This window comes from Pseudomonas sp. GM49 (genome assembly GCF_000282355.1).
Taxonomy (GTDB): Bacteria; Pseudomonadota; Gammaproteobacteria; order Pseudomonadales; family Pseudomonadaceae; genus Aquipseudomonas.
In genome coordinates this window covers 1-10,076 of the sequence record NZ_AKJL01000317.1, presented here as the reverse complement: position 1 = coordinate 10,076, position 10,076 = coordinate 1, and the positions used below count along the sequence as shown (strand labels likewise).

The 10,076-nt window shown below is 59.0% G+C and carries 7 protein-coding genes; 5 read left to right on the top strand and 2 right to left on the bottom strand.

Annotated elements, in window-relative coordinates; all coding sequences use genetic code 11:
• Positions 1 to 69: 69 nt before the first annotated feature.
• Both lapD and lapG read right to left on the bottom strand, forming a co-directional pair.
• Entirely contained in the window at positions 70 to 2,016 is a 1,947-nt protein-coding gene (lapD, locus tag PMI29_RS01965) for a cyclic di-GMP receptor LapD (RefSeq protein ID WP_008003944.1), read from the bottom strand.
• Between the two features lie 14 nt (positions 2,017 to 2,030).
• A complete protein-coding gene (gene lapG, locus PMI29_RS01970) occupies positions 2,031 to 2,723 on the bottom strand; it encodes a cysteine protease LapG (RefSeq protein WP_008003942.1) in 693 nt (230 codons plus the stop codon).
• 195 nt (positions 2,724 to 2,918) lie between these two features.
• Between lapG and PMI29_RS01975 the strand changes: the two genes are divergently transcribed.
• The 5 genes from PMI29_RS01975 to PMI29_RS01995 all read left to right on the top strand — a co-directional run bounded on the left by PMI29_RS01975 (position 2,919) and on the right by PMI29_RS01995 (position 9,933).
• Positions 2,919 to 3,629 (top strand): GntR family transcriptional regulator, encoded by a 711-nt coding sequence (locus PMI29_RS01975; protein WP_008003940.1) that lies wholly within the window; start codon positions 2,919 to 2,921, stop codon positions 3,627 to 3,629.
• Between the two features lie 687 nt (positions 3,630 to 4,316).
• Complete coding sequence (locus tag PMI29_RS01980) at positions 4,317 to 5,093, top strand: DUF3050 domain-containing protein (RefSeq protein ID WP_008003938.1); 777 nt, start codon at positions 4,317 to 4,319, stop codon at positions 5,091 to 5,093.
• Positions 5,090 to 6,019 (top strand): diiron oxygenase, encoded by a 930-nt coding sequence (locus PMI29_RS01985; protein ID WP_008003936.1) that lies wholly within the window; start codon positions 5,090 to 5,092, stop codon positions 6,017 to 6,019. Before PMI29_RS01980 ends, PMI29_RS01985 begins: the two co-directional genes overlap by 4 nt.
• Positions 6,020 to 6,031: 12 nt before the next feature.
• The gene (locus PMI29_RS01990; protein ID WP_008003934.1) at positions 6,032 to 9,442 is read left to right on the top strand and encodes a non-ribosomal peptide synthetase; all 3,411 of its coding nucleotides are present in this window, start codon (positions 6,032 to 6,034) and stop codon (positions 9,440 to 9,442) included.
• Between the two features lie 23 nt (positions 9,443 to 9,465).
• Positions 9,466 to 9,933: an SRPBCC family protein gene (locus PMI29_RS01995; protein ID WP_008003931.1), complete on the top strand. Its 468-nt coding sequence runs from the start codon at positions 9,466 to 9,468 to the stop codon at positions 9,931 to 9,933.
• The last annotated feature ends 143 nt before the right edge of the window (positions 9,934 to 10,076 follow it).

The following is a 10,076-nucleotide window of genomic DNA, read 5'->3' as shown; positions in this document are numbered from 1 at the left end:
TGGTGTCCAAAATTAGTTGACCAGTTCAGCCTGCTCGCGAAGGCGACATCAAGTACAGCTAGATTTTCGCTACTGCCAAGGCTTCGGCTCCCCCACCAACCGCCCCTGCACCCCATAAACCCCCATCTCCCGAATCACCGCCAGCTCGCCCTCGGTTTCAACCTGTTCGGCAATCAACGGCAAATCGATGCTATGGGCCGCACGCTGAATGGCTTCGATGAACAGACGCTTGTCGCTCTCCTGATCGATCGCGCGGATGTAGCTGCCGTCGATTTTCAGATACGCCAACCCGAGCCGGGCGAGATTGCCAATCATGCTGAAGCGCCCACCGAAATGTTGCAGGCTCAACGAGAACCCTAGCCCACGCAATCGCCGCGTCAGGTCTTCAAGCATGGCTTGCTCCGGCAATTGTTCTTCGCCGATTTCCAGGGTCAGCCGCGACCCAAGATGGGAATGCGAGCGCAGCCGTTCGAAAAGTGCATTCAAGCCCTGCGGGTCTTCCAGCGTCGCCGATGACAGGTTCAGCGCCAGCGGTGCTTCGTGATCGGCCATCTGCTCCAGCACCAATTCCAGCATCAGGTGATCCAGTCGCGCAGTCCAGCCGAACCGCTGCAACCACGGCAGGAAGCGCCCGGCCGGTATGCTTTGGCCCTGATCGTCGATCAGGCGTGACAGTACTTTGTGGTGCAGCACTCGTTGTGTGTCCTGGCTGGCCACCACCGGCTGGAAAAATAACTTGAATTGCCGCTGCTTCAGCGCCCGATCCAGTAGGTTGTGCCAGGCATGCTGGTCATCGCCGACACAGGCCAGGGTGCTTCGATCCAGACAGACCCAATTCGAATCAACCTGGCTTTCGGCCTGCGCCAATGCCTGATCCGCCAGCCCGAGCACTGCTTGCGGCACGTCACCATGGACAAACGGCGCCAACCCGATCGCGGCGACCGAGACCACGTCGGTGGCGCCGGTCGCATGCAGGCTGGCCAGGGCTGTGTCGAGGTGCTGCGCCAGTTGCAGTGCTTCTTCGCGCATCAGCCCAGGCGCCAGCACGGCAAATTCGCCACCCCGAATCCGCGTAACGAGGTTTTGCGTTGCCGGATATCGGGCGCATTCGCGCGACAGCTGCTCGCCGACCGCCCGCAGCAATTCGTCCGTGCGTTGTCCGCCCAGGCGCTGGTTGAGGCCCGCCAGATCCTGAACCCGCAACAGAAGCAAGTAACCGGAGCTGGCCTGTTCAGGGTTGCTCACCCGCGCGTTCAATTGCATCTCGAAATAACGACGGTTGGCCAACCCGGTCAGGCTGTCCTGATAGGACTCGACCCGCAGTTTTTCACTGCGCTCGGCCTGTTCCTGAAACAGCGCCTTGAGCTTCTCGACCATCTGGTTCATGGCCTGCACGACCCGGCGAAGTTCGGGGGTGCGCGGCAGTTCCGGCAGGCTGAGGAATTCCCGGCGGGCGATGGCGTGGGATTGCTTGACCATGTAATCCAGCGGTCTCAATTGCTGACGCAGCAACAGCGCGCCGAGTACCGCACTGACCGCGCCACATAGCAGCAACCAGCTCAGGCTGCCCAAAGCGCTTTGCCACAACTTGGCCAGTGCGAACATCGGGTGGCTGACGACCTCGACCCGGGCAGCCTGCTCCCAGCCACGGCTGACGATCGCATCACCACCGGCGGGTTCCAGGCCGATCAGTCTGACGAACCAGTCCGGAACATTGTTCACCGCCGGGATCCCCGTGCGCTCAACCAGGGTCTGGTCGGTCTTCAGATCGACCACGCGGATGCTCGCGTAGTAACCGCTGTCGAAAATCGAGCTGACCAGCAACTCGACCATCGCCGGGTCGTCGATATTCGGTGTCAGGGAAAGCGCCAGCGCCGTCGCGGCGTCCTGCGCATGGGAGCGCAACTGGTTGACGTACTGAGTACGCGAGCTCTCCAGACTGACCATGAAACTGCCGGTGAAGGCGACCACCAGGAACAGACAGATAGCAATCAACAGCTGTTTGAACAAAGACATCTGAGCACGTGCTCCTAGTTAGTCGTCTCGACCGGGAATCCTTCGGCCTGCATTTTTTTCAACACATCCTGCCAACGCGAAAGGCGTTTGGTATCGCCGGCCTTTTTATTGCCCTTGGCGCCCGGTAACCACAGTCCCTCTGCATTGAAAGAGTAGACCGGCAGCAAATCCTTTCGTTGGCTGGCCGGCTTGATTGCATCAATCAGGCTGTCAAGCACCAGGGGCTCGGCCTCCGGACTCGAGTAGTAGGTCAGCACCATGTGCGCGCGGTTCTGGGTCAGTGCCTTGACGTAAGTAATACGCAGCTTTTCACTGGCTACACCGAGGTGACGCAGGCTGAAGTACTTGGCAATAGCGTAGTCTTCACAGTCGCCGGCGCCTTTCCACAGGGCTTCGATCGGGGTTTCCCAGTAGTCGACTTCATGCCACAGATCGATGTCTTCAACGTATCGCAGCTGTTTGTTGAAGAAGCGATTGACCACGTTGAGTTGTTCCAGCTCGCCGAGCTGCTTCTGACTGGCCAACAAGTATTGCCAATCATTAATGCGCTGCTGACCTTCTCCCAAAGGTCCGTACAATGCCTGCGCCCGCCGGCTGATCAGGGAAAAGTCCCAATCGGCACTCAAGCTGCCCAGCATCACGCCAGCCAGCAGCAATGCGCCGCACAGCCAGCGTAAAATCCGGGGGATTGTTAAACTTGCCACCAATGCGAGGCATCCTGGATAGGCAGGAGGGAGTCGTTTGAATGGTGAAGGTTAGACCGTGAAAAGACCATGGCACAGTGAGATCACTGGCTGCGCTAAACTTCAAGAAAGGCACTCGAGAGCTTGTTTGACAAGCCGTCGGTCAGTTACTAGTGTCATTTGGATCCAAAAAAATCTCCATCAATCAGGGTGCGTTTAGTGACACAAAAGCCCAACCCTCTCAGCAGTATCAAGGTCAACGGGCCGATTCCCGCTCATATGGCACGCTCGGTGATTGAAGAAACCCTGCGCGCAGCGATACTTGACGGACGCATTCCTTGCGGTGCGGCCCTGCGCCAGCAAGACCTCGCCGACCTGTTCGGCGTCAGCCGCATGCCCGTACGCGAAGCCTTGCGCCAGCTCGAAGCACAATCGTTGCTCAACGTGATTGCCCACAAGGGTGCCGTGGTCGCGCCGCTGGTCCAGGGCGATGCCGTGGAAACCTATGCGCTGCGCATCCTGCTGGAATCCGAAGCCCTGCGTCTCTCGGTGCCACTGCTCCAGGACGAAGATCTCGAACAGGCTGCCCGTTACATCGACGAACTGGAAACGCAAAACGACTACACCGAAATCGGACGGCTCAATCGCCTGTTCCACATGACACTTTACAGCCGGGCGCCCAATCGTCGGCTGTTGAAACTGGTCGAAGACGGCCTGATCGAAGAAGAGCGGTTCCTGCGTTTCAACCTGGAAGCCATGGGCCTGGGCAAACTGTCCCAGGACGACCATCAGGCACTGTTGCGGGCCGCCGAAGACCGGGACGTCGAACGCTCCGTGAAACTGCTCGAACATCACCTGAACCGAGGGGTCGAGGTCATTACGCGCTATCTCAACAGCCCTGAAGTCCAGGCCAGAAACAAGTTGAAGTAACCCGCAGCGGCATATCCGGGGAAACGTACCGAACGGTTCACCCTCGCTTGCCGCGCATTCCCCGAAGTGCTCCGCCCTCGCGGCGCCATACCGCGCGCCAACGCCCCGCCGTCTTCAAACCTGAGCATTGCAACGATTGCGTGATGCCTCAGTAATGGCGGCCGCCTCGATTTACGCCCACTCTGGGTAACCAGGACACCATAAAACGGGGGGACGCTCCGTGCGAATGGCGTAACCCCCACCCCCAGAAGCAAAGGAAGGAGCCTCATCACGGGAACGGAAGGATCGGCATCACTCGCGACCCACTTCCCCCCTCAGACACCCCCAAACGACGCCCGCTTAAAAGTTACTTCGAGTGAGGCATTCACTCTTTATTCAATTCTGACTTATATAAGCCGGAAGGAGTAACTACGCCAAAATAAAACTTATATAGAAAGTTTTATTGGAACTTATCATTCATAAAAAAGTTGAATATCAAAATAATACCGAAACAACTTGATTGACACTTTATATGTGTATTAGCTTTTCTTCGCTGCCAGCCACAAGCGGCAACAAAGCCTCAGTTACTCGGCATCCATAGCACTTAAAAAGATCAATTCGTTTGAGGTACCCGTTCGCCAGGAGAAAATTTCCAACGAACTTAAGTGCTTGATCACTTCTCACCTCAGTTCATTTACAGGCTCATCCATGAAACCAACTAAAGAACGTCTGATTCAAAAAAAAGCCGAACTTAGCGAACATCCGATTTTTTCTGAAATACACTCGCTGCCGGTCCTGCGACGCTTCATGGAAACCCACGTGTTTGCCGTATGGGACTTCATGTCGCTGACCAAACGCCTGCAACAGGAACTGACCTGTGTGCAGTTGCCCTGGTTGCCGCCGCAGGACCCCCAGGCAGCGCGGTTGATCAACGAGATCGTGCTGGGTGAGGAGTCGGATGATCGCCCGGACCAGGGTCACTACAGCCACTTCGAGTTGTACCTGGATGCAATGCGCGAAGTCGGCGCCTGTACCGTTGCCATCGAACGCTTTGTGGCCCTGCAGCAAGAAGGCGTGAGCTACGACGTGGCCTTGCAGAGCGTCAACGTCGATCCGGCGGCCGCACATTTCGTTCGCCATACGCTGCACACCGCACTGCATGCGCCGGGTCACAGTGTAGCGGCGGCGTTTCTGCACGGTCGCGAGAGCGTTATCCCGCAGATGTTCCAGCGCATCCTCGACGATTGGGGTATCGGCATCGAGCAGGCACCGACCTTCCGTTACTACCTCGAACGGCACATTGAGGTCGACTCCGAGGATCACGGCCCGGCGGCGGAAAAGCTCCTGTCGCGACTGATCGATAGCAACCCGCAACGGCAGGAAGACGTGTATGCCAGCGCCATCGCTGCCGTGGAAAGTCGTATTGCGCTGTGGGACGGGTTGCGCCTGAGCATGAACGAATCGGTTGCGCAGGTGAGCGCATGAACGCCGCCGACTACCAATCCTTCGCCGACGCCTGGGAGAACCGCGCGACCATCCGCACCCGCCCGCGCCGCGTGCTGGAGAACGACGACAAACTGATCTACCCCTTGAGCCGCCAACCGTTGGTGCTAAGCGAAACCTTTCTGCGCGAATGCCCGGAACAGCGCGACTTTGCCTTGGTGCAGACGCTCTACAAGTTCATCAACGACGTAGTGATTTTCGAAACCGAGATCGTCGACAAAACCGCCCGCAGCATCGCCAAGAATCGCTTCGCGGTCGAGTTCCCGTTCGCCTGTCGCTACGACGCCATGACTGTCGTAGTGGACGAGGACTACCACGCGCTGGTGGCGATGGATTTCATGCAACAGACCGTCGCCATGACCGGCATCGCCCCGATTGAGTTGCCGGATGAGATCGAGCTGAGCCGAGCGATACCGGCGGCCGTGGCGCTCGCACCGGAGCACCTGCGTAGCGCTGTAGAACTGATCTGCGTGGCCATCGCCGAAAACACTGTGACCGGTGATGTCGCCGCGTTCGCCAAGGACGACACGGTCAAGCAATCGATCAAGGGTCTGATGGCCGATCACTTGCGGGACGAGGGGCGTCATTCCGGTTTTTGGGCGCGGCTGGTGCGCATCTACTGGCATACCGCAAGTGCAGACGACCGCCAGTGCATCGCGCAGATCCTGCCGGTGTTCATTGGCCATTACCTGACCAACGACATCCAGAAATCCTTCGACTTCCGCTTGATCGACGCATTGCAGATCAACGACACGGCACGCCACGCACTCAAGAGCGAAGTGTCTGCGCTGGCGTTCCCGATCAATCGCCATCACCCATTGGTGGCCAACATTGTGCGGTTTTTCCACAGCAGTTCGCTGCTCGATTCGCCGTGCGTACAAACCGCCCTCAGCGACTACCTGGTTTGACGAGGAGCCATCATGAGACGACTCGACATTTTGCTCACCGGACAAAGCAAGGCACTGACCGACCTGGCGCTGGAACTCGAACAACACGGCCACTCACTGACGCGGATCTGCGCGCTCGACGACATGCCTGGACAGGCTGATCTGCTGATCGACGATGACACGTCGCTTCAGTTCACCTGTCAGGCGCCACGACTGACATTGCAATTGGGTCTTGGCGTGCCACAGGCGTCCGGCCTGCCATCGCTGGACTTGTTGTGCTGCCATGGCTCAACGCTGCTGACTCGTGTACCCATCGCCGATGAACCGTCGGGTAACGGCCAGGCTTTACATGTGCAGGCCGTGACAGCACTGGTTGACCACGTGGCGCTGCTGGTCAGCCGCTACTCGCGTGATGCCGACTATTTTCGACTCGCCGAACCCGCCGTTGCTGCCCGTTACGAGCGCATCGAGAGCCTGCGGTTTCTGGACAGCCTCGCGTTCGTGCATCGCCTGAATGCCACCGCCGACCCACGACTGCAGCAACTCGCGCAAACGCCGATGATCGAAAAGCTGGAACAACAATGCATCCAGAGCGCGAACCGTCCGGCCTTGAGCATTTCCGGGAGCACCCTCGACTATCACCAACTGCACGCCCAAAGCCGCGCCATCCAGCAACGTCTGCGACCGCTGCTGGTTCAGCATCAAGGCCCGGTAGTCATCGGGATCTGCCTGCCCAAATGCAGCGCGCTGTATGCGGGAATCCTGGCGATCCTGGGCAGCGGCGCGGTGTACTTGCCGCTGGAGCCGAGCCATCCGCTTCAACGTCAGCAGTACATCCTGTCGAATGCCGGCGCGGTGTTGTTGCTGCATGACGGCGAGCATCCCCTGGCGAGCGAGATGCCAGGGCTGGACATCAGCAGCATCGATGTCCATGACGCAGACCTCACTCAACCGTTGATGCGCCAACGCCCCGACCTCAATGCGCCATGCATGGCGCTCTACACCTCGGGCACCACCGGCCATCCCAAGGGCGTGCTGCTCAGCCAAGCCAACCTCGCGCACTTCACCCACTGGTACGCCGACTATGTGCAGTTGACCAGCCAGAGTCGGGTGCTGCAGTTTTCTTCGTTGGGTTTCGACTCATCGCTGATCGACATCTTTCCGACCCTGATGCAAGGCGCGGAGCTGGTCGTGCCCGGCGAAGACCAACGCCGCGATCCGCTGCAACTGGTGGAACTGATTCGTCATCGCCAACTGAGCCATGCCTTTTTACCGCCTGCCTTGTTGAGCATCCTGCCGCTGGAGCAATTGCAGTGCCTGGATCATGTGATGACCGGCGGCGATGTCTGCGAGCCGTGGGTCATCGAGCAACTGAGCCGTCAGGGCAAGCTCTACAACCTCTACGGGCCCACCGAAGCCACCGTGCTGATTACCGCGCGCAAACTCCAGGCAGACGACAACAACCGCTCGCTGGGCGCTCCAATCGCCAACAGTCAGGTATTGATTCTCGATGATGACTTGCAACCGGTGGCCGAACAGACCGTCGGTGAGTTGTACATCGCCGGCCCGGGTGTATGCCTGGGTTACCTGAACAACCCGCAGCAAACCGCCGAGCGCTATCTGGATCTGAACTTGCCTGATGGCCGGACCCTGCGCACCTATCGCACCGGGGACATGGCGAAGTGGACGCCTGAAGGGATCGTGCTGTGCGGTCGACGTGATAATCAGGTGAAGATTCGCGGCTTCCGGGTCGAGCCGGAGGAGATTGAGCGCTGCCTGCGCGACAGTCAGTTGTACCGCCAGGTTGCCGTGGTCATTGATAGCCAGCGACGGATTCTGGCCTTCCTCGCCCAACCCCGGGAAGACCTCCCCGGCACCGCTCGCCAAGCGTTGAAGGCCCACGCGGTACAGCAACTGCCGGACTACATGCACCCCGTTGCATGGACCGAGCTGGCAAGCATGCCCTACGCCAGCAATGGCAAGGTCGACCGCAAGGCGCTGCTGGATCTGCCCGTGAGCGTCACCGAGAACCCTCAACGGCGCCTGCCAGCCAGCGCCGATGAAGCCCTGCTGCTGGAAATCTGGGCCGAGTTGCTGGAGTTGCCAGCGAGCGACATTTCCACCGACGAAAGCTTCTTCAACCTGGGCGGGCACTCGATTCTGCTGTCGCGCATGCTCTTGCGATTGCGCGAGGAGTTCGGGCGCAGCATCTCGATCAACCGTTTCATCGAACTGCCTACCCTCGCGAAACTGGCAACACTGGTACGCGGCTCCGGCAGCGAAGAAGTGCTGAGCGAACAGGCCATGCGCGATGCCTTCCGCGAACTGGATGTTCGGCCGCTACCCGTTAGCCGCATGGGCGATGTGCACAAGGTGATCGTCACCGGCGCCAACAGTTTTGTCGGTGTACACATCGTCGAGGCGTTGCTGGCCTGGGGTGCCAGCGAAGTCGCCTGCCTGGTTCGCGACGGCAACGGGCAATCGGCGGACGAGCGCTTCACCCAGGCATTGCGAGAGAACCGTCTCGAGCATCTGGATATGAGCCGGGTGCGGGTTTACGCGGCTGACATCACGCGGCCGGAACTCGGGTTGGCGGCTGAGGTTTATCAGCGCCTGGATCGAGAATATGGCGCATTGGTGCACAACGCGGCCAACGTCAATCACGTCCTCGATTACGAGTCACTGGCGCGGGACAACGTCGAGCCGATTTTCGAATGTTTGCGCCTGTGCGAAGGACGCAGCAAAAAAATCTTCAACTTCGTCTCGACGCTCTCGGCCTCCAGCACGATGTCCGCCGACGGCCGAGTGCTTGAGTTACCGGCCGCAGCGACGCCACCGATCTACATCAAGAACGGCTACAACCTGTCCAAATGGGTCGGCGAGCGAATCCTCGAACGGGCGCGGGAGCTTGGGGTGCGGGTCAATCTCTACCGCCCTGGCAACATCAGCTTCAACAGCCTCACAGGTGTGTGCCAGCCGCACAAGAACCGCCTGATGCTGATGCTCAAGGGCTCGCTCCAGCTTGGCCAGGTGCCGGAGTTCGCCTTGAATTTCGACTTGATGCCGGTGGACTTTCTCGCCCGATTCATCGCCTTCCACGCCAGTCGTTATCAACCGGAACAGGCGGTGTTCAACCTGCACAACCCCGAGCCCCTGAGCTGGGACAACTACGTGGCGTCCTTCCGCGAGGCAGGGCGCGAATTCGCAATGGTCAGCGTCGCCGACTGGCAACAGCAACTGAGTCGGGTTGACAGCGACAACGCGTTGTTCGGCGTGCTGGGGTTCTACCTCAACGGCTTCGAGGAGGACATCGGCGATATCTCGATGATCGGTCACGACAACGCCCTGGCAGGTGTTCGGCTAATGGGTGCGCACTACCCGCAAAAGTCCCCGGCGCTGCTGCGTCGTGGCTGCGATTACCTCAAAGAAATCAACTTCATCTGACTCAACCCCAACGGAGCAAAACCATGAGTACTCTGCATCCCGATACCCTGATCAAAAACCCCCAAGGCTGCCACGTGGTGTCCTCGGTGGACGTGCCCGCCGATGCTGCGCAGGTATGGGCCGTAGTCGGTAACTTTGCCGGCTTCGATCGCTTCATCCCTGCGCTGTCGCACATAGAGATGACCGGCGAAGGGGTTTCATCGCTGCGCAAAAAGTTCTTCAAGGACGGTAACCTGGTGGTCGAACAGCTCAACTCCCGGGACGACCAGGCACGACACATGACCTGGACCACCATCTACAACACGCTGGGTGTGGCCAATCTGTGGGCAGCGATGAGCGTTGAACCCCTGGATACGAACAAGTCCCGAGCCACCTGGACCATCATCGCCGACCCGGCACAGGGTGGCGCCGAGGCGCTGCCAGGCTTCAAGGATTTCGTACAGGGTTTTGCCGATGATGCAATGAACAATGTGCTGAAACTGTTTGCCTAGAATGTGAAAAAGCCTGCTGTGGAGAGGCTCCACAACGGGCTTTTCAGTACCCCTGAAACGACAAAACCCCTGTCGGCGTTAGCTGACAGGGGTTTTGGAATTCAATCTTGACGATGACCTACTCTCACATGGGGAAACCCCAC

Coding starts and splice junctions, on each gene's coding strand:
- PMI29_RS01995 (WP_008003931.1), top strand. CDS start 9,466: ATGAGTACTCTGCATCCCGATACCCTGATCAAAAACCCCCAAGGCTGC.
- PMI29_RS01990 (WP_008003934.1), top strand. CDS start 6,032: ATGAGACGACTCGACATTTTGCTCACCGGACAAAGCAAGGCACTGACC.
- PMI29_RS01980 (WP_008003938.1), top strand. CDS start 4,317: ATGAAACCAACTAAAGAACGTCTGATTCAAAAAAAAGCCGAACTTAGC.
- lapD (WP_008003944.1), bottom strand. CDS start 2,016: ATGTCTTTGTTCAAACAGCTGTTGATTGCTATCTGTCTGTTCCTGGTG.
- PMI29_RS01985 (WP_008003936.1), top strand. CDS start 5,090: ATGAACGCCGCCGACTACCAATCCTTCGCCGACGCCTGGGAGAACCGC.